Here is a 23222-nt window from a genome sequence, read left to right on the forward strand (position 1 = left end):
AAGCTTTTCTGAAGAACTTATAGATATTAGGTGGATAACCTTCTGTGGATAACCTTCTGTAGGCCTCAAAATTCGCCATGTACAGAGTTTTGAAACTTTGTTCTAAACCGGTGCTGCGCTTGTTTTCATCGTGGTCGAAAGCTGTGGATTAAAATGGCACTTACCCACAGCAGAGTTATCAACAGACTACGACCCAGGGTTGTGCATAGCACTCATGGTCGCTTATCCACAGGGCTTATGCGCAGTGCGACGAAGACGTTTTGGTCGATAAATGGCTGTTTTGTCATGGTTCCTAACGTGTCCACATGTGGATAACTGAACGCTCGACCGGTACAATGGCGGATTGTTTTTGCCTCATCCGGCTTTCAAACTCAGGGGATATCCGTGTCAGTGGAACTTTGGCAGCAGTGCGTGGAGCTTCTGCGCGATGAACTGCCTGCCCAGCAATTCAACACCTGGATCCGTCCGCTACAGGTCGAAGCCGAAGGCGACGAGTTGCGCGTCTATGCGCCTAACCGTTTCGTTCTCGATTGGGTCAATGAAAAGTACCTGGGTCGCTTGCTCGAGCTGTTGGGTGAAAACGGCAGCGGAATTGCGCCTGCCCTTTCCTTATTAATAGGCAGCCGTCGCAGCTCGGCTCCACGGGCTGCGCCCAACGCGCCAGTCAGCGCTGCCGTGGCGGCCTCGCTGGCGCAGACCCGGGCGCAGACCCAAGCTCAAAGGCCTTTGCCGGTAGCGGCCGCAGCCGAGCCTGCGGCTGTAGCAGCGGTAGAACCTGTGCTGGTCAATGAATTGGCCGAGCCGTCGTCGCGTGACAGCTTCGATGCCATGGCCGAGCCCGTCTCGCCGCCAGCCAGCAACAACCGGACCGAACAGCGCACTGTGCAGGTGGAAGGTGCGCTCAAGCACACCAGCTACCTGAACCGCACCTTCACTTTCGACACTTTCGTGGAAGGTAAGTCGAACCAGTTGGCGCGCGCGGCTGCCTGGCAGGTGGCCGATAACCCCAAGCATGGCTACAACCCGCTGTTCCTGTATGGCGGCGTGGGCCTGGGTAAAACCCACCTTATGCATGCTGTGGGTAACCATCTGCTGAAGAAGAACCCGAACGCCAAGGTCGTGTACCTGCACTCGGAGCGCTTCGTCGCAGACATGGTCAAGGCGCTGCAGCTCAACGCCATCAACGAATTCAAGCGCTTCTACCGTTCGGTGGATGCGTTGCTGATCGACGATATCCAGTTCTTTGCCCGCAAAGAGCGCTCGCAGGAAGAGTTTTTCCACACCTTCAACGCCCTGCTTGAGGGCGGCCAGCAGGTAATTCTCACCTCTGACCGTTACCCCAAGGAGATCGAAGGCCTGGAAGAGCGCCTGAAGTCGCGCTTTGGTTGGGGCCTGACGGTGGCTGTAGAGCCACCAGAGCTGGAAACCCGCGTAGCGATCCTGATGAAGAAGGCCGACCAGGCCAAGGTCGAGCTGCCACATGATGCGGCCTTCTTCATTGCCCAGCGCATTCGCTCCAACGTACGTGAGCTGGAAGGTGCGCTGAAGCGGGTGATTGCCCACTCGCACTTCATGGGCCGCGACATCACCATCGAGCTGATCCGTGAGTCGCTGAAAGACTTGCTGGCGCTGCAAGATAAACTGGTGAGTGTGGATAACATTCAGCGAACCGTCGCCGAGTACTACAAGATCAAGATCTCTGATCTGTTGTCCAAGCGTCGTTCGCGTTCTGTCGCGCGTCCACGTCAGGTGGCCATGGCCCTGTCCAAGGAGCTGACCAACCACAGTCTGCCGGAAATCGGTGACATGTTCGGTGGTCGCGACCACACGACCGTGCTACACGCCTGCCGCAAGATCAACGAATTGAAGGAATCCGACGCGGACATCCGCGAGGACTACAAGAACCTGCTGCGGACGCTGACGACCTGATGGCCGTCTGCGCAGCTAATTGAAGGCAAGGGACTAGACCATGCATTTCACCATTCAACGCGAAGCCCTGTTGAAACCCCTGCAACTGGTCGCCGGTGTCGTAGAGCGCCGTCAGACCTTGCCGGTCCTGTCCAACGTATTGCTGGTCGTACAAGGCCAGCAACTGTCGTTGACCGGTACCGACCTGGAAGTCGAACTGGTAGGCCGCGTACAGCTGGAAGAGCCGGCCGAGCCTGGCGAAATCACCGTGCCGGCGCGCAAGCTGATGGACATTTGTAAGAGCCTGCCGAACGACGCCCTGATCGATATCAAGGTCGACGAGCAGAAACTGTTGGTGAAGGCCGGCCGCAGCCGCTTCACCCTGTCGACCCTGCCAGCCAATGACTTCCCGACTGTGGAAGAAGGCCCGGGTTCGCTGACCTGCAACCTGGAACAAAGCAAGCTGCGCCGTCTGATCGAGCGCACCAGCTTCGCCATGGCCCAGCAGGATGTGCGCTACTACCTCAACGGCATGCTGCTGGAGGTTTCCCGGAACACCCTGCGCGCAGTTTCCACTGACGGCCACCGCCTGGCGCTGTGCTCCATGACCGCGCCCATCGAGCAGGAAGATCGACACCAGGTCATCGTGCCACGCAAAGGTATCCTGGAACTGGCCCGCCTGCTGACCGACCCGGAAGGCATGGTCAGCATCGTCCTGGGCCAGCACCACATTCGCGCCACAACCGGTGAATTCACCTTCACCTCCAAGCTTGTGGATGGCAAGTTCCCGGACTACGAGCGTGTACTGCCCAAGGGCGGCGACAAACTGGTGGTCGGTGACCGCCAGGCGCTGCGTGAAGCCTTCAGCCGTACTGCGATTCTTTCCAACGAAAAGTACCGCGGTATTCGCTTGCAACTGGCTGCTGGCCAACTGAAGATCCAGGCCAACAACCCTGAGCAGGAAGAAGCTGAAGAAGAGATCAGCGTGGACTACGAAGGTAGCTCGCTGGAAATCGGCTTTAACGTCAGCTACCTGCTGGACGTGCTGGGCGTTATGACTACCGAGCAAGTTCGTCTGATCCTGTCCGACTCCAACAGCAGTGCGCTGCTGCAGGAAGCTGGCAATGACGATTCTTCCTACGTTGTCATGCCGATGCGCCTGTAACCTGTAGCAGGCGCAATGTCCCTTCGACGGATCATGGTCACCGCGGTGCGCAACTTGCACCCGGTGACCCTCTCGCCCTCCCCCCGCATCAATATCCTTTACGGCGCCAATGGCAGTGGCAAGACCAGTGTGCTTGAAGCTGTGCACTTGCTCGGGCTGGCGCGGTCATTTCGCAGCACCCGCCTGAACCCGGTTATCCAGTATGAGCAGTCTGCCTGTACCGTGTTTGGTGAAGTGCAGTTGGCTGAAGGTGGCACCAGTAACCTGGGTGTCTCTCGAGAGCGGCAGGGAGAATTCACCATACGCATCGATGGGCAGAATGCACGTAGCGCCGCCCAGCTGGCGGAACTGTTACCGCTGCAGCTCATCAACCCAGACAGTTTCCGGCTGTTGGAAGGTGCCCCGAAAATACGCCGCCAGTTCCTGGACTGGGGTGTGTTCCACGTGGAACCTCGCTTTTTGCCAGCCTGGCAACGGCTGCAGAAGGCGCTGCGGCAGCGGAACTCGTGGTTGCGTCATGGTACACTTGACGCAGCTTCGCAAGCCGCCTGGGACCGGGAATTGTGCCTGGCCAGCGCGGAAATAGATGAATACCGTCGCAACTACATCAAGGCCTTGAAGCCTGTCTTCGAGCGAACCCTGAGCGAACTGGTCGAGCTGGACGGGTTGACCCTGAGCTACTACCGAGGCTGGGACAAGGACCGCGAACTGCAAGAAGTACTCGCATCCTCTCTCCTTCGCGATCAGCAGATGGGCCATACCCAGGCCGGTCCGCAGCGTGCTGATCTGCGTCTTCGTCTGGCTGCCAATAACGCGGCCGACATCCTGTCGCGTGGTCAGCAAAAGCTGGTGGTGTGCGCATTGCGCATTGCCCAAGGCCACCTCGTCAGCCAGGCTCGTCGCGGTAACTGTATTTATCTCGTGGATGACTTGCCGTCCGAACTGGACGACAAGCATCGCCGCGCGCTGTGCCGCTTGCTTGAAGAATTACGCTGCCAGGTGTTCATCACCTGTGTAGATCACGAATTACTGAGGGAAGGCTGGCAGACGGAAACGCCAGTTGCTTTGTTCCACGTGGAACAAGGCCGTATCACCCAGACCCACGACCATCGGGAGTGAAGGCATGAGCGAAAATCAAACGTACGACTCCTCCAGCATCAAGGTGCTGAAAGGTTTGGATGCCGTACGCAAGCGTCCCGGCATGTACATTGGCGACACCGATGATGGTAGCGGCCTGCACCACATGGTCTTCGAGGTGGTCGACAACTCGATCGACGAAGCCCTCGCCGGTCACTGCGATGACATCACCGTCATCATCCACACGGACGAATCCATCAGTGTGCGCGACAATGGTCGCGGCATTCCGGTCGACGTGCATAAAGAAGAAGGCGTTTCCGCAGCCGAGGTCATCATGACCGTACTGCACGCCGGCGGTAAGTTCGATGATAACTCCTACAAAGTATCTGGCGGCTTGCACGGCGTAGGTGTTTCTGTTGTGAACGCCCTGTCCGAGAAGCTCGTGCTGACCGTTCGCCGTAGCGGCAAGATCTGGGAGCAGACCTACGTTCACGGCGTACCACAAGCGCCGATGGCTGTTGTCGGTGAAAGCGAAACCACCGGTACCCACATCCACTTCAAGCCGTCGGCTGAGACCTTCAAGAATATCCACTTCAGCTGGGACATCCTGGCCAAGCGTATTCGCGAGTTGTCGTTCCTCAACTCGGGCGTTGGCATTCTGCTGAAGGATGAGCGCAGCGGTAAGGAAGAGTTCTTCAAATACGAAGGCGGCCTGCGTGCGTTCGTCGAGTACCTGAACACCAACAAGACGCCAGTCAACTCCCAGGTGTTCCACTTCAGCGTTCAGCGTGAAGACGGCGTGGGCGTGGAAGTTGCTTTGCAGTGGAACGACAGCTTCAACGAAAACCTGCTGTGCTTCACCAACAACATTCCACAGCGCGACGGTGGCACCCACTTGGTGGGCTTCCGTTCTTCGCTGACCCGTAGCCTGAACAGCTACATCGAACAGGAAGGCCTGGCGAAGAAGAACAAGGTGGCGACCACGGGTGACGACGCCCGTGAAGGCCTGACCGCGATCATCTCGGTGAAGGTACCGGACCCCAAGTTCAGCTCGCAGACCAAAGACAAGCTGGTTTCCTCGGAGGTGAAAACCGCCGTGGAACAGGAGATGAACAAGTACTTCTCTGACTTTCTGCTGGAAAACCCGAACGAGGCCAAGGCCGTCGTTGGCAAGATGATCGATGCCGCTCGTGCGCGTGAAGCAGCTCGTAAAGCCCGCGAGATGACTCGCCGCAAAGGTGCGCTGGATATCGCCGGACTGCCAGGCAAGTTGGCGGACTGCCAGGAGAAGGACCCTGCCCTTTCCGAACTGTACCTGGTGGAGGGTGACTCCGCAGGTGGCTCGGCCAAGCAAGGTCGTAACCGTCGTACCCAGGCGATCTTGCCGCTGAAGGGTAAGATCCTCAACGTCGAGAAAGCACGCTTCGACAAGATGATCTCGTCCCAGGAAGTGGGCACGCTGATCACTGCGCTTGGCTGTGGTATCGGCCGCGAAGAGTACAACATCGACAAGTTGCGTTATCACAACATCATCATCATGACCGATGCTGACGTTGACGGTTCGCACATCCGTACCCTGCTGCTGACCTTCTTCTTCCGTCAGTTGCCGGAACTGGTCGAGCGTGGCTACATCTACATTGCCCAGCCGCCACTGTACAAGGTGAAAAAAGGTAAGCAGGAGCAGTACATCAAGGACGACGAGGCCATGGAAGAATACATGACCCAGTCGGCCCTGGAAGACGCAAGCCTGCACCTGGACGAGTCGGCCCCAGCGGTTTCTGGCGTGCAGCTGGAAAGCCTGGTGAACGAATTCCGTAGTGTCATGAAGACCCTTAAGCGCCTGTCGCGGTTGTACCCGGAAGAGCTGACCGAGCACTTCGTGTACCTGCCTGAGGTGACCCTGGAGCAGTTGGGTGACCACGCGGTGATGCAAGCCTGGCTGGCCAAGCTGCAGGAGCGTCTGAACTCCAGCCAGAAGTCTGGCCTGGCTTACAACGCGAGCCTGCGTGAAGACAAAGAACGCAACGTATGGCTGCCGGAAGTGGAAATCACCTCCCACGGCCTGGCCAGCTACATCACGTTCAACCGTGACTTCTTTGGCAGCAATGACTACCGGACCGTCGTCAACATCGGTGCCAAGCTCTCCAGCCTGTTGGGTGAAGGTGCTTACGTACAACGTGGTGAACGCCGTAAGGCAATTGTCGAGTTCAAGGAAGGCCTGGACTGGCTGATGAATGAGACCACCAAGCGTCACACCATCCAGCGATACAAAGGGCTGGGTGAGATGAACCCGGACCAGCTGTGGGAAACCACCATGGACCCGACCGTTCGCCGTATGCTCAAGGTCACCATCGAGGATGCGATCGCTGCTGACCAGATCTTCAACACCCTGATGGGTGATGCAGTCGAGCCGCGTCGTGAGTTCATCGAAAGCAACGCGTTGTCGGTGTCGAACCTGGACTTCTGATCAGGTGTAGGTTCACAGAAAAGCTGCACGCTTTCACAAATAGATGACCGGCCGGGCTTCAACCATGGCCCCTGTCGGTCACCATCAAGCCCGCCTTCGCGGGCTTTTTTTTGCCTGGAATTCCTGCCGGGGCGCCCTACTCCGCTCATTGGAAAATGATGCAGATGGGGGGATTTGAGGAAGTGATTTGATGGGGCGCTGGAAGTGCTGAGAGGGTCGGCGGGCGGATCTGAGCAGCAGAGAGATTGAGAGGACTTTAAAACTAATATTTGAACACCTTAATAGTTAATTAAGCGTACGTGTTAAGTATTAATTTGAACAATTTAGTATGGAAATGGAATTTGGTGGAAGTTGCCATTTTGGATTTTTTGTAGATTTCGAAGGGATGTTGGAATAAGATCTATGACCAACTTTTCCGCTTTGCACTGAAGATTTTCAGCCAAATCAGCTGTTTGAAGCGAGAGCTTCAGACCTGATCCAAATTGCTCCAGCGATCACGAAGTGGCCGTTTAGAAATAAAGAGAGCAAGCCGATTGCTTTAGATTCTGATCAGTCATGAGAGTCATGACCAATGAGAGAAAAGGAGACCTGAAAATGTAGAAAAACGCGATCAATCCCGAGAGGACTGACCGCGCTTAGCGAAGCAGACTTGCGTCCTCAGAACCCGCAATGTCTGCTTTTTCGAAGCGACTGTCAATCCTCTCCCATTTTTTCGACCTTAGCGAGGTTACTCGACGGCACAGTGTTGCCTGTCGAAAGGCCTCACTTCGCCCGCCCTGCGCCTTGATTTTTTGGCGCAGCGTCGGCGCTCGTTTCGAGATTTTCGGAGGTGTTTCATGACAGTACGAAAGGTGGTCACGCGGCGGTCCAACCATTACCGCGGCTACTTCCCATCGCTCAAAAATAAAAAGCCTGTGCCCTGGGAGTCCCAGCTCGAAGGCGCTCTTTTTCGGCTTCTTGAGCTGTCTCCTGCGGTCATCGGCTACGTCCCGCAGCCCAGTGAGGAACGTGTTCCATCGCTCCAGGGCTACTTCAAATATTACCCAGACGTACAGGTTTTCCTCGCGGATGGGCGCGAGTGGTGGTTTGAAGTGAAGCCTCACGACCGACTGAAGATTGCCAGCGTCAGGCAGCGACTGGATGCCGCTGAGCGCTACTTCAACGCCACTGCCCGTAACTTTTCGGTGATCACTGAAAAGTTAATTGAAGCTGAGCCCCTGGCTACCAATCTTAGAAGGCTGATGTATCACCGGCGCGGTCCAGAGCTTTCGCATCAGGCGTTGGAGGAGGTAATGGCGACCTTCAACGAATGGCCGCCTATGACCGTTGCAGATCTGCTCTACGTGGTTGGTGAGGGGAAAGCCTGGCGCTTGTTAGGCCTTGGGGTGGTGGGCATTGACCTTGATAGGTCAATTGACACTGACTCCCCGGTCTTCCTGCAAGGGGGGCACCGTCATGCAAACCTTTTCCCTTAGGGTGAAATTGGTCGTCATCGTTCGTGGCGTACTGATGGTGCTTGAGAAGAGGCTTATTGACCGGAAGCTGCTCTTTTTCGATGAGCTTGGTGAGCCCACGAAGCTATCCGAGAAGGAGTTCTATGAGGCCTACGAGAAGCGCGAGATCGAGATCTCCGCTGATCAGCCATACCTTGGGAAGGTTCCGTATGTGCGGAACGTCCCTCCAGATATTTCATGCTTCCCCAAAAAACATGGAGATGAGGCATTGCGTCGACGCAAGTATCTGGACGACCTAACTAAGCGCGGTAAATACAAGCTACCGGGTGACGAAGACATGATCAAGAAACTTAGAGATATCGCCAAAAAGATTGGGGATGCGTGCGCACCCTCGGTTTCCACTATTCGACGTTGGGCAGCCAAATACATTGGCCAGAACGTAGTAAAGCTTATCCCTCAGCATGCCAAAAAGGGTCGGGCTGCCGCGATACAGGGAGAGCTCGAAGTTATTCTTGAAGGGGTGATTAATAAAACCTACCTGCAGGATACGATTCCAGCGGTCAGCGTGGTCGTTTCAGAATTCGAAGATCAGATAAAAGAGAGGAACAAAAGTCGTTTGCCTTCGGATCAGCTCAAGATCCCAAGCGGAATGACTGTCCGAAGGTACATCGCCAAGCTGGATCCGTACCTTGTGGATAAGGAGAGGCTCGGAAAACACGCAGCAGACAAGAAGCACCGTGTTGCGGCGGGTGTCCTACGTGTCCATGAGATTTTGGAACGTTGGGAAATTGATCACACCTTGTTGGACGTCCAGCTTGTGGATGAAACCTCGGGGCTGTGCATTGGGCGCCCCTATCTGACGATCGTCCTCGACCGCTTCTCTCGAATGGTGATGGGATATTTGCTCCACCTGTCGGCGCCAAATACGGAAACCGTGCTTCGTGTGATCGAACGCTCAATCCGTCCAAAAGCCGAATTGCTGAAGCGCTTTCCGAAAGTGAGAAATGAATGGTGGGCACGTGGGCTGCCGGCTCGAATAGTCCCAGACAACGCAGCGGAATTTCACGCGGGCGATCTCATCATGGGATTCAACGAGTTGGGTATCGAGATCATGTATCCCGCTTCAAGGGCCCCTCAAAGGAAAGGTGCCGTCGAACGCTTTTTCAGCACACAGAACCTGGGGCTTATCCACAACCTCCCGGGTACCACCTTCTCGAATATCCAGCAGCGTGGCGATTACGACTCGGAGAAGAATGCATGTTTCACGCTCCCTCAATTGGAGGCGGTGGTAGTGAAATGGATCGTCGATGGTTACCACCAGACTCCTCATCGGGGGCTGGACAACAGAACACCGGCTCAAGTCTGGGGGACTAGCGAGGCGAACCATGTCATCAGCCTTCCCGTCGACCTGGACTCGTTGGAGTGCATTCTGGCCAAGCGGGCCTCGGTGAAGGTTCACCATTACGGCATCGAGGTTGCCAAAGTGGGCTACCACTCTACGGAACTTGCTGAGCTCCGTATGCGTTTGGCAGACGGAGAAAAGGTAAACGTCCGCTATCGAGACGAAGCCGGGCACGTTTGGGTTCACGACCGCTTCAGAAACTTGTTCTTCAAAGTGCCCGCCAAAGATGAGCGAATGGCCGGTAAGAGCAGGGAGGTGTGGAAGGCTGCCGAGAAAGCGCTGCGAGAAAAATATAATGAGCAGCCTAGCTTCGAGGCTACGCACAGGTGCTACCAGGAAATTATGGAAGATGCAGACGAGGCCCGCCGTTCGCAGACGCTCAGAAAACGACGCGCAGCTGCCATAGCGAAAATCGACAAGGAGGGTCGAGTGACCGAAAGCACGCCTCCACCCAAGGTACTCGCTGAAGTGGAATGGACCGGTGACTCTATTCCTAACATTCCGCCAGCAGCCTTCAAGGTCTCGGTTCGTCGCCCTGCTGGGAGTTCTAAGCCATGAACGCCATCAATCTGTACGAATGCTACGAGCATGGTGAATACAGCTTTACGCTCCGCGATCGTTTTATTCACAGCCCTCAAGTCGAGCGAGCGTTGACGCGACTAGGCGATATCCACGGCGATAGTCGGCGTACCAGAGCAAGTAAAGGGTTGCTGATCCAAGGTCCAAGCGGAGTGGGCAAGAGCACATTGGTCAAGGAGTACATTCGGTCATTGGAGGAATTGGAGAGCCATGACCCACAGAAGCGGACAGTTCTGTTCGTCGAGATGCCTTCGTCTCCAACCAAAAAGAACCTGGCAGCAGCCATTTTGGCAGAGCTGAAGGATCCCTTCGCAGAGGCACGAGGACATTCGGCAGAGGTTAAATTTGCGCGAGTAGTCCTGCTGCTGAAGAACCTTGGCGTGGAGATGTTGGTCCTCGATGAGGCGCAGCACCTGGTCGATTATCGTCGTAATGGTGCGTATGAGGCAGCAGACTGGATCAAGAGTCTGATGAATGAAACCAGTATCGCGTTTGTTCTGATTGGGCTGAAGCGCACCGAAAATCTCCTGCTAGCAAACGAGCAACTGCGACGCAGGTTTTCGGCCACGGTGGCATACGATCGCTTCACCTTCTCCGCTAATACGTCTCTTCATTTCGTGATGTTGTTGCAGGCAATCGAGGGCGAACTGCCTGTTCAAACCATCAGTTTTGTAGAGCCAGCGATGATTAAACGCTTCTACCTGGCTTCCTATGGATTGATCGACTACCTCATCAAGATTGTGGACAGGGCTGTTTGGCTGGTTCAAGTCCAGGACCTTGTCGGGATTGAACTTCCTGTGCTGGCCCAGGCTTTTGAAGACGAGGTTTGGAGCTACGCCACCGAGGATCGAAACCCCTTCAGTGCGAGCTTCAATTTCCAGCCTCTGTTCGGGAAGCGGGAGCCGTTTGAGACGTTCGAAGAGAGCAGTACCTGACGGCCAAGGGCCGGGCTTATCGGCCCGGCTCTACTCCCCTGATTTTTATGTCTTCGATTTCATGGATGTGTAGGAATGTTTGGTCTTTTAATCAACCCACGACCACACCAAGACGAAAGTCTTTTGGGGTACCTGCAGCGCCTGGCGAAAGCCAACGGATTACCCAGAAAGGAACTGCTCACCGCCTTTGCACGAGCCGACGAGACCGATGTTGCGGACTGGCTGCAGATGATGGAAGGACCACTGAGCTGGCCTGCGGTATCTGCTGAGTTTCGTGATCCAAGGCCCAAGGGGGTCAAGTTATGGACGACTCATCACGCTCGTTACTGTCCGATCTGTTTGGGCGAAGCCGGTTATTGGAGAGAAAGCTGGGGCTTGACCCTGGTTACGACGTGTTCTGTCCACGGCACTGAACTCCACGGGCGGTGCCCCAACTGTCTGAAGGAAACCGATCCAAGCGCAATGAGTGCGAATAGTTGCCAAGCGTGTGGCACCTCATTGAGTGGGACCAATTTTGAGATCGCGCCGGCGAGTGATACGGCCGCCTGGCTCACCTCTGGCTTTGAAGATAGGTTTTACGCCGACTCGTTGCCAGCTGACGCGGGATTGGCGGCCCTCACCTACGAACAGTTTCACGAGTTGTCATCGCGTCTCGCTGTCAGAAGTTTGCCTACGGAAAGAACCCAGCCGCTGAAGGTTGCTGATTCGGGTTCGCTAGAGATATCGCGGCTTATGGCAAACGCGGCGGGCGTGGTTCTCATGAACTGGCCTCTCGCATTCAGAGAACTGCTGAGTGGCCTCAAGGCAGTCCATTCCGATAACGAACATTGGACGCTCAGCAGATCGTTCGGCCCGATATACCACGACATCCACCGTGATCTGGATGACTCTTGTTTTGACTTTCTTCGTCGAGAGTTCGAATCATTTCTGCAGCATGCGTGGGAAGCACCGTTAGCGAAGCGAAATCGCAATTTGAGTGAGGAGACGATTGAGAGACATCGTTGGGTGTCGTTCGATTCTGCTGCTGAAGCTTGTGGTCTCGGGGTATCAGTCATAAAACGCCTTCATCAGGAGGGACAAATCGCCTATCGGGAGAAGGTCCATGAAGATCGAGTCTTTACGGTCGTGGACCTGGATCATTTGAAGGCAATCTCGCAGCATCTCCAGGGCGTGGCTGATATGAAAGAAACCTCGACTTTGCTAAGCCTCTGTCGCAATCGGGTTAGGCAGCTGCTAGCTGGTGGTACCCTCCAGTTCTTTGGTGGAGAACCGCGCCCAGGCGAAAGGTGGCTGATTGACTGCCGCTCGATCAACGAATTGATTGATGAGAAGCTGCCTACCAGCTCTGACCAGAGCCTGGTGTCGATCAACTACTTGGCCAAGCATTCTCTGCCCAAGGGGGGTGGGTTGGTCGAGTTGGTTCAGGCAATACGTGCAGGTGAACTTCGCGCTTACGGCCCAGCTGAGAATGGCTCGGTTGCGGTAGGGGCGTGGTTACTCAAGCCGCAAGATTTTGCAGCGTGGCAACAAGCCCGAGCTGAGAACAAGAGTCCGGTCTTTCCCGGCCTGTCGGTAGTCAAGGCTGCTGCGCTGTTAGGCGTCAAAGAACAATGCGCATACGCGTTCGTTCGACTGGGTCTGCTATGGAGCACTGCTGTCGAACGAGGCCGGCGTACGCAATTGATGGTTAAGCCTCAAGCCATCGACAGATTCAGGCGTGGCTATATCTTGGGACCGGAGATTGCGGTGTATTTGGGGAAGTCGACCAGGGAGGCGTTCAAGCACCTTTGGGAGGCCAGGTTTCGCCCCGTTGCGGGGCCATCCATTCCAAACGCGGCTTGCCGGCAGTACGTTTGGGTAAGAAGCAAAAAGCTGATCGATTACCTCGCAAGTGAAGCCGCCCAGATCGACGATCCTGAAGCCATCACGTTTTTATCCACACCGATCGCTCAGCCTCGTGATTGCCGATTCAGGCATGTGGGATCAAGATAGTTAGCACGCTTTCTTTCTTGATTGCTAAAATCATCGAACCCATTTTGGAGAATCTTATGTCCCGTCTCGCTGAATTCCGCCTGCTCGAACAACAGCTCGCAGCCCAACTGGCGGAGCTGGAAGCGCTGAAAAATGACTCTGCCCTGAAGCAGGAAATGGAATTTGAAACGAAGCTGCGCAGTTTGCTCAACGAGTATGGCTACGGCCTGCGCCAAGTGGTGCTGATCCTCGATCCGCAAGCGGTGGCTTCCACTGATATGGCCCCAAAAACCTCTCGGAAACCACGCGAAGTAAAGGTCTACAAGAATCCACACAGCGGAGAGGTTGTTGAGACCAAGGGTGGTAATCAGCGTACGCTTAAGGCCTGGAAAAACGAGTATGGCGCTGAGGTAGTCGAGTCTTGGCTCGCCAATTGATTGCACTGCAGGCGGCTTCTGGCACGAGATGAATCGTGGTGCGCCCCGAATGCAAATTCCCATTCTGGGGCGTGACGAAATTTTCTGCGGGTGGTGGTGACACACAGTTTATGCGCATTAAATAGAGGTCCACTTCAAAAAATGGACTCTCCAAAATGCGGAATGCTCTCGTCTCAATCTCAGTGAACACCATCGCAAGCCTCCTGACTGCGCTTGTGCTTCACTGGATCACCCGTCCTCTTTCCGACCTCTCCATTCAGCCAATCACGGCCTCAAACTCTGGATCCAAGAGCTCTTCGTGCTCTTCGTAGATGAGAAATCTGGACCAGACAGCACGTTTCTGAACCACCCCATCAGAGCAAGCGTTCCCCTGGATTGAGCTATCTGGTGACGATTCGTTGAGTTTCTTCTCACTGCTAGGAAGAGCTCTGATTAAAAATTCGTGCTTCCTCAGAGGCTTAGCGATGGTGTCTGTAGAGGCTTTTCTGGAATGACGAGTAAGCTCCTGATGGAGGCGTTTTCTGCACTCCATCCCTCACGGGGACCGCTTGTCAAATCGAAAGGCCCTGCTATACAGTTCTTGTCAAAGGATTTGTCAAATGATGTAGAATCCGGTCCCTCGTTGGGCGCGGTGGAGGAGTTAACATGTCAGAACGCGAAGGGGTCTTAGCAAGGGCGCCGCTTATCTATGCGTTGAGCGTAATCAGATTTGCCCCGATTCTTAAGCTGCCAAAGCTGATCCCAGACATTCAGCACACGATCCGTCAGAGCCTCCCGGGCTTCTTCCAGATGGTCAAGGGCGTGCCGCCTGGAGTGATGCACAGCGGAGAACCGAATTCTTGGGCGTTCCTTAATCGGGATGCTGACTACGCGTGCGTGCTGGCCATGGATCACATGATCCTGCAAAGCACAAATTATCTTCATTTTGATAACCACTTAGCGCTTTTCCGTGAGTGCATTGAGGCGCTGGTAGGGCAAGCAGGTGCATTGGATATCACCGCTATCGGGATGCGGTACGTCGATAAAATTGAACCAGCTGAAGGTGAGACCCTAGCCGACTACCTTCCGGAAGCCATGCTCCCACTTAAATGCGATGAGCTAGCGGCGCATGGGAAAGTCCCCAAGGAGCAGCTTGGAATCTCTACTACCACCTACCATCTAGATCCGGAGTATCTGCACATCAGATGCTGGCGGCAGACTGGTATGTGGATACCGGAAGATTTGGTCGAGCCGGCCATGGTTTTCGAAATTGCTAAGCAATCGAGGAATTCATCCAAGCATGGTGCTCCTCTGCAAGGTGCATTTGTGCCTGTTAGCGAAAATGGTGCTCTTCTCGATACGGATGCGCATTGGCCGCTGCAGTTAGCCGAACGACTGGGAACCGAGGAGATCTGCACGAGACTCGACGGTTTGCATAAGACTGCTAACTTTGCTTTTAGGACAGTCGCGAAAGATCATGCCTTTGAGGTTTGGGGGAAGGCGAAATGACTACAGCAATGAATGGGCAATGGATTGATCCTACCGGGGCTGCTGTAAGCAGATCTTCTACTTGGGAAAACCCTGAAATTGCTCCGCGTGTAGGTAGCACGACAGCAAACCCTGTATTGGCGATTGCTTTCACAGCGATGCTGGCCGTTTCGGTAGTAGTCGCTCCTGGGACTGCCTCCCTGCCCTATCCACAACTTATCGGCTCAGCAGGCATGAGCTTTCATGGCGTGCATGCTGGTGCCTGGACCGAGGTGGACACCAGCCAGGATGCCAATGTTACCGAAGACGTAGCGCCGGCCTTAATCGAGGAGCTTAGGAGCGACTTCAAGTTGTCAGATAGCTCCATCGCGCAGATCTTCAACGTGTCTCGTCAGACCGTGTACAATTGGCGGACTGGAAAAACCGCCACTGGTTTTCCCGAGAGGCTTGCGGCTTTAACTGAGGCGTTGCGCCAAGTTAACGCCGAAGAAGCGCAGTATCTGCATCGGGTGCTTTTCTATCCAACCGCCGATGGCCGCCTGATTCAGGATGCGCTTTCGGATGAAGCGTGGAATCGAAATGGCGCTAAAGGTGTGTACGGAATGGTTGCGGAGTTGGCTGGCAAGGCGCAGCAGCTACGTGATAGGGACCTCAAAACCATCGCCAGGTTAGAAAAATCGGGCGGTTCGAATTTGGTTTGATTATGGCTGATACACCTGAGCAAGAGATCGTAAGTGCCATTAGCGCTGCTGGTTGGCTGCAAGGAGATACCGTCTCAGGTGACGCCTTGATTGAACACATATCCGAGGAGGTCCTGAAAGGCCAATTCGAGGGGGTGGCTCCAGCTTATTGGATGTTGGCCTCCCATTCCTGCACGGTGCATGCACGCAACCTTTGTGATGCGCCGTGGATAGAGTGGATTGCCGTTAAGGTAAAGAAAAAGGCCTTTGATAAGCAGCTGCACGCCCTCAATCCACGTACGCTGCACCTGCAGCACGCGGAAAAGCAGGTTTTGGAGCTCAAGATTCACAAGCGTGTGTGGACCAAGAGAGCCGTGCTTCCGACGCTCCACCGAAATCCGGTAATCACGCTGAGCGAAGAAAACGGTCAGTATTTCTCATACTGGATGTCCCACCATTACAACCGTATTGCGATGCCGGACGAGTTGGTCAACCGCCTGAAGGCAGACCAAGGTGACGACGGCATGAAGGGCATCGCCGTGCTTGTCGACGATTTCCTCCATCAGAACAACCAATTTTTCGCTAGTGCTTGGGTTTCCTTCAACCCCAAGGGCGAGATTCGCGACCCGGCTGAGCCCTACGAGGTGGTGTTCCGGTTTTTGACCAAACGAGAGCACGCCAGGCGCGCAAATGAGCTGCACGACCAGCTGAATGAATTGCTCGGGGTGGCCAGAAATCTCAACGATGGGCTGTACTTCGGTGGAGCAGACGTCACGGTGCTCCAAGACTTTACCATGCTCGATGCGGAAGACTTCGTGCGGTACAACCTTCACGACTGGCTCAGTGTTGGGGATACCGATGAAGATGAAGAAGGTGCCGATGATGCTGACTGAGCTGCTATCGGCCTCCCCTTTAGGATCTGGGTTTGACCTTAGCTGACCGGCTGCTCTACAAACCAATTGATTTTCTCCGGAGCCGGTGTCACTGTCGCTCCAAGAATAGCCCCCACGCCTCGGGCAGGTCCCAGACCTGTACTGCGCACCAGGGGGTTAGTTGTTTCTAGGGCCCGCCCAGGTCGATCAGGCATGCTTTGGGCGGGCCTCAAACCAGTGGGTGACCACCAAAAGGGTCAGTTAGGCCTACTGCTGCCTATCCTCGCTCGTTACCATCCAGAGACCCTCTATTGATACGGTTTCAGCAAAGATGGATGTCTATAAGGTCCGCATCGAAGACACAGAAAGCAAGATCATCGACAAGGAAGGTTTCGAGGCCGAGACCTTCCGCAGAGATCCATGGTACCAGCCTGGAAGTGCCGGCAAGCTAGCTCAGTTTGCTGTATGCCCGGCATGCGACAACCCTGTCCAGCTGGTTGGGCTGTATGAGCTACCGCCTAACGTGAAGAACCCATTCGGGAAACATGCTACTAAGAGCATTCGCGGCATCGCTCCATTTGATAGTGAGGCCCGTAACGATTGCCCGTACTTCCAGCCTCGCCAGCACAAGAAAACAGAACGAAAAACCAGGTTTGACGGCGTCCCACGGAAGATTCTCAAGCTATTGATCGAACAGTTCGATCGCGTGGTTTACATCCTGGAGAAAGAGACCCAACTGGTCCTTTCCGAGAACGCGTTGAGAGGCATGCTGCAGCGTTACAAGGGAGAGCGTGGCTACCTCTATACCGGCGCGACGCTTCGCAATGTGCCATGGATCTTTGCTTACATGTCGGACGCCACCCGCCTGTTTGGCCAGAAGGTCATTGGAAATGCTGAGCTGGTGAAAGCTATTGCCGCTGAGGTGCCAGGGGCGGAAATCAGCAGCACTGGTCGGCTGGAATCGAAGAAGGTGCCTGGTTCGAAGGCGGCATATTTTGATCTCAAAATGAGTTTCATCCGCCATCGAATCGTCAAAGACAGTGAAGCGTCCGGCTTGGTTGAAAGCATGGAGTTTGTAGTGTCACAGCCTCGCGGAGGTGAGCTTGAGCACATTCACAAGGAAGTCATCAAATTCGATTCGGCTTGGTTCGAATCCCTTATCCGGATGCCGGTTGATCATCCTTATCGCAGAATGGATAGAGTGAAGATGGCCCGGGAGGAACTGGGCGATCTGCTGGAGCTGACTCAGGCCTGAGGAGGCCTGTTGTAAACCACTTTTTTTCACTGTAACCACAGTGGTTTACAGTGAAAAAAAGTGGTTTACAACGTAGCTACGACACGCGCCCTGGCCACTCCCCAGGCCAGCGCGCTCCTCATTGATTCGTTCAGTCGGGCGTCGAACACCTATGCTGCTCGGGGCCTTGCCACGCCGCGGTGTCCTATAATTCATCTTCAGCTGAATGGAGCAAAATGTTGTGAAGCGCACATTCATTGGAATGGTCGAGGCTGGTGAGCCACTGATGAGGCAAGCGCTTGAAGCTATCCGACAGGCCCACGAAGCGGAGGCTGCTGGATTGCCAGACCTTGAGGTACAGCGTCTTCACCCATTGGCAGATTCGCTCTATCAGGCGGTCATTGATTTTCAGCTCCTCAAAGCAGGTAAACCACCGTCGACTATCCAGTGAGGACCTGCCGCTACATGACGAAAAAGATGCCAGCTCTTCTCCCCGACCACCCCATGTATACCGACGCAGTGGATGCGATGAAGCAATACCACGAGGCGCAGGCTTCTGGCTCATCTGCCGAAGAGGTTGAGCGCCTGCGTCAAATCGCAGAATCACAATTTCGGGCTGTCAGCGAGTATCAGCTCAACGCTCTGGGATATCAGTCTCGTCGTCCGCACTGAAGGGATAACCGATCCGGAGGTAGCTTCAGAATCCATCAAGCCAAGCGGAAGACTCACGACGCGGTCCGATTGATCAGCGAGACGGTCGGGAGGGTTTGCACACAGCCCCAAAAAAAAAGCAGCTCCCGAGAGCTGCTTTTTTCTTACTCCCCCTTTTTGTGCTTGTGGGGTTTCAGGTCCGGATGGTCCTTCTGCTTTTCAGGGGTGACTCGCTGCCTTTTGTCCGGAGTGCCATCTTCATTGGTGCGCTTTGGGCCTGGCTTGATGCTCATGCAAAACTTCCTTTTCCGCTTGGGTTGTTGAATGCAGCTATGTAATTAGTCCAGCTTCTCTCAGCTGTCAAAGCAGGCTGGTGCAGAACCGCCTGGCCGATGATCCGGTCCACATCGAACATTCAGAGGCCAGAATAAGAGCCTCCGACAAAGGGCTTACAAGGGGCAGTGAAATCCAGCGCTGAGCGATACGAAGACGTCTGGACGTTCATCATGCCGAGCACGGTGTGGAACAGGTTGTCGTGGCTCAGCGGTGACGTGGTTTGAGCTTTCAAACAACCCACGTTGACCTTTTCGCTCTTCGCGAGCGAGTCAGACATCCAAAGTACCAACGGCACCTTTGTTTGCTCGTCAGGAGCCATCGCGTAAGGCAGCCCGTGTAGATAGAGCCCACCCTCCCCCAGCGATTCGCCGTGGTCCGAAACGTACATCAGCGCAGTGTCGAACTTGGTGTTGGCCGCCAGGATATCGATGAGATTTGCAGTCACATAATCGGTGTAGAGGATTGAGTTGTCGTAGGCATTGACCACCTCCTCCTGCTTACATTTGTCGAGCTCGTTGGTCTCGCACACCGGTGCGAATTTCTTGAATTGCGAGGGGTAGCGCTTGTAGTAGGCCGGGCCGTGACTGCCTTTGTAGTGGAGCACCAGGACAGCATCGCCTTCCTGGCGCTTGATGAAGTCTTGCATCTCCGTGAGCAGCACCCCGTCCTTACACTCCTCGCTGGTGCACAGTTGGGAATCCGCGTGAGAGGCAGCCTTGTGGTTGGGAACCCTGTCGCAGACCCCTTTGCACCCCGAGTTGTTGTCAGTCCACATGACACTGATGCCAGCGCGTTGAAGCACGTCGAGCAGCCCTTCTCGGCTCTTGGCCAAGCCATCTTTGTACTGGGCCTTACCCACGTCCAGGAACATGCATGGCAGCGAGACCGCGGTAGCGGTACCGCAGGAGCTCACGTTCGTGAAGCTAATGACATTTCGCTTTTCTAGTTCCGGATTCGTTTCACGGGAGTAGCCGTTGAGGGAGAAGTTGGCGGAGCGAGCGGTCTCTCCTACTGCCAGTACCAGCAGCCTGGGTTTACGAGCCGCACCCTGTCGATTAACTACCGCATCAGTACCAATGGCCGTCAGCGTTTTAGGTGAGGCCAGCTGACGCTTCAGGTACCCATGGCCAGCCGCAAACAAGTTGGTAGGTACCAGAATCAGCCGGATCTCCCGATTGTTGCGCAGCAAGGAGGCATACGACTGGTACTGACTCAACGCGATGCCAGATAAGGTCAACAGAGCGAGCGACAGAGCAATGAACCTGCTGACCAAAGCTTTGGCCCAAGGCTTGCGCCGGAGGGGAACCCGGGCAATCAGGTAGACGGGCAACACCCCAACCATTGCGACCCAAAGACCGAGCTTCCAATTCAGCAGCTCGGTTGCCTCAGCGACGTCGGTCTCCACAACGTTGGTGAACATTGTGTAATCGATCACGATGCCGTAGGCATTCATGAAGTAACTCGCAAAAGACGCGCTGATCAGTACCAGGCACAGTATGGGTTTGGCCAGCCGCCCCCATGACAGCAAGCTCAGAACGGTAAACACCCATGCGAATACTATGACTGGGAGGCTAGCCGCTAGCTGCCAGTTCACTTCATCGGTTTTGAATACCAGCTTCCAGAGCACGTTCCAGAGCTCAGCGTTCGCGAATAGCAGTAACCAAAAAGTCACCAGGCCGATTAGCAAATTAGTACTGATGCCTTTCTGCCGCGCATTGCGAATAGCAAAGATCCATTTGCTTAACAGGGTGTGAACAATGGATTTGGAAGGTGTCATTATCAAACTCTGGAAGCTGCTTATCCATGGCGGTAGCTATGGAGTTAGCGGGAGCTACAAGGCAAACCGTCGACAGATGCTGAGCGATTGCGCAATGTGCGGAGCGTCAGAGGCCTTAGGCCCCTAGGCGTTGGGGACGCTTAGTATGTGTGAGGCATAGGGATAAAAAGAGAAATGAATCTCGCTGAGCGCATTATTTCCGGGACCTGATAACGACACGATGACCTCGGGATTACAATGCTGACAGAAATCCAATTACTGCTGTTTTGATTGTCATTGATCACGCTATGATCAAAATTAGGGGAATACTACCCACCAAAAGCAATGCTCCGCTCAGCTAGATAAATTTAATTTCACAAACAAAACGGTTTCGTTTTGTCGTAGGCTAATTTTGAACTTTCAATTCAACTTACAAGTCTTTCTCGCGAGCAGAACATAATTTTCAACTTTTGCTCGTTAATATGTCACCCATCAATGAGGGGCGAATACCATGAGCTTTTTCAAAAACATCCTGGGCGGGCACCATGGCCGTGGAAACCACGGTGGAGGCAAGCACCACAGCGGGGGACATGGGGCCGAGCAATATGATCGCCATGGCCGGCAGCAGGGCTGCGACGGCGGTAATCAGGTGTATGACGGCGGGCGCCCTCCCACTCCTGCCCCCATCAAAGATCTGCAGGGCTGCAGGCAGTGCCGGACGGCCAACGATCCGTCAGCACGCTTTTGTCTAAACTGCGGAACACCGCTATCGAGTGGTTGCACCGCCTGCGGCTCGCTGCTGAGTGCAGGAGCAAGATTTTGCAGTCAGTGTGGCCAAGCGACGCTCTAAGGCTAGGTAGACAGGAAGGCCAACGAGACCACAACCCTGCGCAAGGAGAAATACGTGGGTTCAAATCATGACCATGGCAGCGCTGCAGTACGCGAGGGGCATCAGAAGAAGCTAATCATGGCGCTCGGCTTGACTGGCAGCTTCATGATTGCAGAAGTGATCGGTGCGTGGATTACCGGCAGCCTGGCGCTGCTGTCGGACGCATCTCACATGTTCACAGATACTGCCGCCTTGGCGATCTCACTGATTGCACTTCAGATAGCCAAGCGGCCGGCGGATCAGAAAAGAACCTTCGGCTATGCGCGCCTGGAAATTCTGGCTTCGACGTTCAACGCCGTGCTGCTCTTCCTGGTGGCGATGTACATCTTGTATGAGGCCTACCAGCGCTTCTTCATGCCGGCGGAGATCGCTACCGGAGCGATGATGTGGATCGCAATCGCCGGCCTGATCATCAACCTAATTTCGATGCGCCTTCTGGCATCTGCGAGCAACGAAAGCCTCAACGTCAAAGGAGCCTACCTCGAAGTTTGGAGCGACATGCTCGGCTCGCTTGGCGTAATCATCGCGGCACTTATCATCCGCTTCACCGGCTGGACCTGGGTCGACACGATTGTCGCTGTGGCGATCGGCCTTTGGGTTCTGCCGCGGACGTGGCAGTTGCTTCGCGAAAGCCTGGGGATCCTCATGGAGGGTGTCCCGAGGGGGCTCGACGTTACGGCAATCGAGGCCACCATCCTCGGAGTAGATGGCGTGACGGACGTTCATGACTTGCACGTGTGGGCTGTCAGCAGTGGCAGTAACGTGATGACGTCGCACGTAGTGGTTCGGGATTCTGCAGATGGGGATGCTGTGTTGGCGGCCGTCGTGGATGCTGTCAGCGATGCATTCGAAATCCATCACTGCACCATCCAGATCGAGCGGGCAGCTTTCCACGAGAGCGTTCCCTCACCCTCGCACTGACCGATCGGTAAACACCATGCAAACACATCACCCTCCTGGCTGAGGGTGATGTTGCAAAAAAAATGCGGTGAGGGATGCCGTAAACGGCAGGAGCGCTTCAAGGGGGTTGGTGAATGGCTTCGCCTGCCCTCGTCAACAACCTCCAGAAGGCTCAGCGATGGCCTGGATCATCACGAAGTACCTACTCACTGCCGGTATAGTGATTCTCGTGTCAGAGCTGGCGAAACGCAGCGACAAGCTGGGCGGCTTGGTCGCCGCCCTACCCTTGGTCACGGTCGTGACGTTGGTCTGGCTCTATTTAGAGAACCAGAGCATGGAGAAGATCTCCAACCATGCTTGGTACACGTTCTGGTACGTGCTTCCGACCCTGCCGATGTTTATTGCTTTTCCATTGCTGCTACCTAAGCTCGGCTTTTGGCCGACACTGATCAGCAGCATCCTCATCACAATGGCCAGCTTCGGAGGCTTCGCCATACTGCTGCGCCGGTTCGGCATTGAGCTTCTATGATCCGGTGGCCGCAGGGATCATCTTGATGAGTCTTAACGGCTATTAACACACTCGCCCTTCACCAGGTAGCGAACCATGTGCAGTTCGCCTTTCGAGTCTTCGTAGGTCATCATGCTTCTTACATTACCGCAGTACCGCACATTGGGTGATACATACACCAACTTACCAACGTCCAGGTCCATGCCATAGGCGTAGTCTTCTAGTTGAGGCATGGGCTTTTTTACGCGTTGAGCATAATCCGCTGTAGCCTCTCTAGCAGTACGCTCGATGTGTTTATTGATCTCCATACCGCTTTGGGCATTGGCTGTTAGTGATGTAAAGAGCATAAACACGGCGATCGCTGATACAGTAGTGTTCATAAGAAGTCCCTTAATAAAAAAGCGCCCGTAGGGGGGCGCTAAAATTCACCTACCAAAGGAGCGTATGGTTTACAGGTGAATGCACTGGCGCGAACAACTGCTCGGTGCTCTTGCCAAGCTGCTTTGAAATGAGACAATTTCCAAAGCAGCGATG

General features: G+C 54.8%; 21 protein-coding genes. 18 read left to right on the forward strand and 3 right to left on the reverse strand.

Going from position 1 to position 23222, the window contains the following annotated elements:
- The first annotated feature begins 384 nt into the window (after positions 1 to 384).
- The 15 genes from dnaA to PP4_RS00075 all read left to right on the forward strand — a co-directional run bounded on the left by dnaA (position 385) and on the right by PP4_RS00075 (position 18320).
- Positions 385 to 1929 carry a chromosomal replication initiator protein DnaA gene (gene dnaA, locus PP4_RS00005; RefSeq protein WP_016497343.1) on the forward strand — a complete coding sequence of 515 codons (1545 nt, stop codon included), beginning with the start codon at positions 385 to 387 and terminating at the stop codon, positions 1927 to 1929.
- A 40-nt stretch (positions 1930 to 1969) separates the two neighbouring features.
- A complete protein-coding gene (gene dnaN, locus PP4_RS00010; protein WP_016497344.1) occupies positions 1970 to 3073 on the forward strand; it encodes a DNA polymerase III subunit beta in 1104 nt (367 codons plus the stop codon).
- Between the two features lie 15 nt (positions 3074 to 3088).
- Positions 3089 to 4192, forward strand: coding sequence for a DNA replication/repair protein RecF (gene recF / locus PP4_RS00015; RefSeq protein ID WP_016497345.1), 1104 nt, complete (start codon positions 3089 to 3091; stop codon positions 4190 to 4192).
- Positions 4193 to 4196: 4 nt separating this feature from the next.
- Positions 4197 to 6617: a DNA topoisomerase (ATP-hydrolyzing) subunit B gene (gyrB, locus tag PP4_RS00020; protein WP_016497346.1), complete on the forward strand. Its 2421-nt coding sequence runs from the start codon at positions 4197 to 4199 to the stop codon at positions 6615 to 6617.
- An 836-nt stretch (positions 6618 to 7453) separates the two neighbouring features.
- A complete protein-coding gene (locus PP4_RS00025) occupies positions 7454 to 8092 on the forward strand; it encodes a TnsA endonuclease N-terminal domain-containing protein (protein WP_011953077.1) in 639 nt (212 codons plus the stop codon).
- A complete protein-coding gene (locus PP4_RS00030) occupies positions 8073 to 10031 on the forward strand; it encodes a DDE-type integrase/transposase/recombinase (protein WP_016497347.1) in 1959 nt (652 codons plus the stop codon). Before PP4_RS00025 ends, PP4_RS00030 begins: the two co-directional genes overlap by 20 nt.
- Complete coding sequence (locus tag PP4_RS00035; protein ID WP_010951429.1) at positions 10028 to 10987, forward strand: TniB family NTP-binding protein; 960 nt, start codon at positions 10028 to 10030, stop codon at positions 10985 to 10987. Before PP4_RS00030 ends, PP4_RS00035 begins: the two co-directional genes overlap by 4 nt.
- A 75-nt stretch (positions 10988 to 11062) precedes the next feature.
- Positions 11063 to 12979 carry a TniQ family protein gene (locus tag PP4_RS00040; protein ID WP_010951430.1) on the forward strand — a complete coding sequence of 639 codons (1917 nt, stop codon included), beginning with the start codon at positions 11063 to 11065 and terminating at the stop codon, positions 12977 to 12979.
- A gap of 56 nt (positions 12980 to 13035) precedes the next feature.
- Positions 13036 to 13395 (forward strand): histone-like nucleoid-structuring protein, MvaT/MvaU family, encoded by a 360-nt coding sequence (locus PP4_RS00045; RefSeq protein ID WP_010951431.1) that lies wholly within the window; start codon positions 13036 to 13038, stop codon positions 13393 to 13395.
- 645 nt (positions 13396 to 14040) lie between these two features.
- Complete coding sequence (locus PP4_RS00050; protein ID WP_010951432.1) at positions 14041 to 14883, forward strand: TIGR04255 family protein; 843 nt, start codon at positions 14041 to 14043, stop codon at positions 14881 to 14883.
- Complete coding sequence (locus PP4_RS00055; RefSeq protein ID WP_126404318.1) at positions 14880 to 15563, forward strand: transcriptional regulator; 684 nt, start codon at positions 14880 to 14882, stop codon at positions 15561 to 15563. Before PP4_RS00050 ends, PP4_RS00055 begins: the two co-directional genes overlap by 4 nt.
- Positions 15564 to 15565: 2 nt before the next feature.
- Positions 15566 to 16435 (forward strand): hypothetical protein, encoded by an 870-nt coding sequence (locus tag PP4_RS29420; RefSeq protein ID WP_016497350.1) that lies wholly within the window; start codon positions 15566 to 15568, stop codon positions 16433 to 16435.
- 310 nt (positions 16436 to 16745) lie between these two features.
- Positions 16746 to 17669: a hypothetical protein gene (locus tag PP4_RS00065; RefSeq protein ID WP_010951435.1), complete on the forward strand. Its 924-nt coding sequence runs from the start codon at positions 16746 to 16748 to the stop codon at positions 17667 to 17669.
- A 220-nt stretch (positions 17670 to 17889) separates the two neighbouring features.
- Positions 17890 to 18099, forward strand: a complete 210-nt coding sequence (locus PP4_RS00070; RefSeq protein WP_003298409.1) for a hypothetical protein — start codon at positions 17890 to 17892, stop codon at positions 18097 to 18099.
- Between the two features lie 14 nt (positions 18100 to 18113).
- Positions 18114 to 18320 (forward strand): hypothetical protein, encoded by a 207-nt coding sequence (locus PP4_RS00075; protein ID WP_003298411.1) that lies wholly within the window; start codon positions 18114 to 18116, stop codon positions 18318 to 18320.
- A 143-nt stretch (positions 18321 to 18463) separates the two neighbouring features.
- Here PP4_RS00075 and PP4_RS29650 read toward each other — a convergent pair whose 3' ends face one another.
- Together PP4_RS29650 and PP4_RS00080 are read right to left on the reverse strand one after the other, a co-directional pair.
- Entirely contained in the window at positions 18464 to 18592 is a 129-nt protein-coding gene (locus PP4_RS29650) for a hypothetical protein (protein WP_003253468.1), read from the reverse strand.
- 122 nt (positions 18593 to 18714) lie between these two features.
- Positions 18715 to 20412, reverse strand: coding sequence for a phosphoethanolamine transferase (locus PP4_RS00080; protein WP_003298414.1), 1698 nt, complete (start codon positions 20410 to 20412; stop codon positions 18715 to 18717).
- Between the two features lie 490 nt (positions 20413 to 20902).
- Between PP4_RS00080 and PP4_RS27625 the strand changes: the two genes are divergently transcribed.
- The 3 genes from PP4_RS27625 (at position 20903) to PP4_RS00095 (ending at position 22709) form a co-directional block, all read left to right on the forward strand.
- Positions 20903 to 21241, forward strand: a complete 339-nt coding sequence (locus PP4_RS27625) for a zinc ribbon domain-containing protein (RefSeq protein ID WP_079732563.1) — start codon at positions 20903 to 20905, stop codon at positions 21239 to 21241.
- Positions 21242 to 21295: 54 nt separating this feature from the next.
- Positions 21296 to 22201, forward strand: coding sequence for a cation diffusion facilitator family transporter (locus PP4_RS00090; protein WP_010951438.1), 906 nt, complete (start codon positions 21296 to 21298; stop codon positions 22199 to 22201).
- Positions 22202 to 22358: 157 nt separating this feature from the next.
- The gene (locus PP4_RS00095) at positions 22359 to 22709 is read left to right on the forward strand and encodes a DUF3147 family protein (RefSeq protein ID WP_011953105.1); all 351 of its coding nucleotides are present in this window, start codon (positions 22359 to 22361) and stop codon (positions 22707 to 22709) included.
- Between the two features lie 32 nt (positions 22710 to 22741).
- Here PP4_RS00095 and PP4_RS00100 read toward each other — a convergent pair whose 3' ends face one another.
- Positions 22742 to 23068 (reverse strand): DUF2790 domain-containing protein, encoded by a 327-nt coding sequence (locus PP4_RS00100; protein WP_010951440.1) that lies wholly within the window; start codon positions 23066 to 23068, stop codon positions 22742 to 22744.
- Positions 23069 to 23222 lie beyond the last annotated feature (154 nt).

This window comes from Pseudomonas putida NBRC 14164, assembly GCF_000412675.1.
Lineage (GTDB): Bacteria > Pseudomonadota > Gammaproteobacteria > Pseudomonadales > Pseudomonadaceae > Aquipseudomonas > Aquipseudomonas putida.

What these genes read in the sequence shown, in the direction of transcription:
- dnaN (WP_016497344.1), top strand. Translation starts at nt 1,970, where the DNA reads ATGCATTTCACCATTCAACGCGAAGCCCTGTTGAAACCCCTGCAACTG.
- recF (WP_016497345.1), top strand. Translation starts at nt 3,089, where the DNA reads ATGTCCCTTCGACGGATCATGGTCACCGCGGTGCGCAACTTGCACCCG.
- gyrB (WP_016497346.1), top strand. Translation starts at nt 4,197, where the DNA reads ATGAGCGAAAATCAAACGTACGACTCCTCCAGCATCAAGGTGCTGAAA.
- PP4_RS00025 (WP_011953077.1), top strand. Translation starts at nt 7,454, where the DNA reads ATGACAGTACGAAAGGTGGTCACGCGGCGGTCCAACCATTACCGCGGC.
- PP4_RS00030 (WP_016497347.1), top strand. Translation starts at nt 8,073, where the DNA reads ATGCAAACCTTTTCCCTTAGGGTGAAATTGGTCGTCATCGTTCGTGGC.
- PP4_RS00035 (WP_010951429.1), top strand. Translation starts at nt 10,028, where the DNA reads ATGAACGCCATCAATCTGTACGAATGCTACGAGCATGGTGAATACAGC.
- PP4_RS00040 (WP_010951430.1), top strand. Translation starts at nt 11,063, where the DNA reads ATGTTTGGTCTTTTAATCAACCCACGACCACACCAAGACGAAAGTCTT.
- PP4_RS00045 (WP_010951431.1), top strand. Translation starts at nt 13,036, where the DNA reads ATGTCCCGTCTCGCTGAATTCCGCCTGCTCGAACAACAGCTCGCAGCC.
- PP4_RS00050 (WP_010951432.1), top strand. Translation starts at nt 14,041, where the DNA reads ATGTCAGAACGCGAAGGGGTCTTAGCAAGGGCGCCGCTTATCTATGCG.
- PP4_RS00055 (WP_126404318.1), top strand. Translation starts at nt 14,880, where the DNA reads ATGACTACAGCAATGAATGGGCAATGGATTGATCCTACCGGGGCTGCT.
- PP4_RS29420 (WP_016497350.1), top strand. Translation starts at nt 15,566, where the DNA reads ATGGCTGATACACCTGAGCAAGAGATCGTAAGTGCCATTAGCGCTGCT.
- PP4_RS00065 (WP_010951435.1), top strand. Translation starts at nt 16,746, where the DNA reads ATGGATGTCTATAAGGTCCGCATCGAAGACACAGAAAGCAAGATCATC.
- PP4_RS00075 (WP_003298411.1), top strand. Translation starts at nt 18,114, where the DNA reads ATGACGAAAAAGATGCCAGCTCTTCTCCCCGACCACCCCATGTATACC.
- PP4_RS29650 (WP_003253468.1), bottom strand. Translation starts at nt 18,592, where the DNA reads ATGAGCATCAAGCCAGGCCCAAAGCGCACCAATGAAGATGGCACTCCG.
- PP4_RS00080 (WP_003298414.1), bottom strand. Translation starts at nt 20,412, where the DNA reads ATGACACCTTCCAAATCCATTGTTCACACCCTGTTAAGCAAATGGATC.
- PP4_RS27625 (WP_079732563.1), top strand. Translation starts at nt 20,903, where the DNA reads ATGAGCTTTTTCAAAAACATCCTGGGCGGGCACCATGGCCGTGGAAAC.
- PP4_RS00095 (WP_011953105.1), top strand. Translation starts at nt 22,359, where the DNA reads ATGGCCTGGATCATCACGAAGTACCTACTCACTGCCGGTATAGTGATT.
- PP4_RS00100 (WP_010951440.1), bottom strand. Translation starts at nt 23,068, where the DNA reads ATGAACACTACTGTATCAGCGATCGCCGTGTTTATGCTCTTTACATCA.